This window comes from Mesorhizobium sp. M4B.F.Ca.ET.143.01.1.1 (assembly GCF_004792275.1).
Classification (GTDB): domain Bacteria; phylum Pseudomonadota; class Alphaproteobacteria; order Rhizobiales; family Rhizobiaceae; genus Mesorhizobium; species Mesorhizobium abyssinicae.
Genome location: NZ_SRSR01000285.1, coordinates 1 through 305 on the forward strand (window position 1 = coordinate 1; position 305 = coordinate 305).

Consider the following 305-nt stretch of genomic DNA (forward strand, 5'->3'; position numbering starts at 1 on the left):
GCTATTCCGATCTGCGCCCATGCCTTTATCGGCGTGCTTGTCGGCGAGATAGAAGCAGATCGCCGCCGAATCCGTCACGATCAGCTCACCGTCGATGAGGATCGGCACCTTGCCCGACGGATTGAGCGCATAGGCTTCCGGCGAGCGCAACTTGACCTCGACGAACTCGTAGGGCTGCCCGAGCTCCTCCAGCATCCAGAGCACCCGGCTGACACGGGAGCCGCGCGATCCGACGGCCTTGTAGATGGTTGAGACCTGCATTTCGGGGACCCTAGACCATCTCGCGCACCAACCCAACGGCACTC

The 305-nt window shown here is 62.3% G+C and carries 1 protein-coding gene; it reads right to left on the reverse strand.

Annotated features, from left to right (window positions below; genetic code table 11):
- Nucleotides 1–246 (reverse strand): glutathione S-transferase N-terminal domain-containing protein (locus tag EN786_RS37015; RefSeq protein ID WP_135910176.1); only part of this gene is annotated, 246 nt, incomplete at its 3' end.
- Nucleotides 247–305 lie beyond the last annotated feature (59 nt).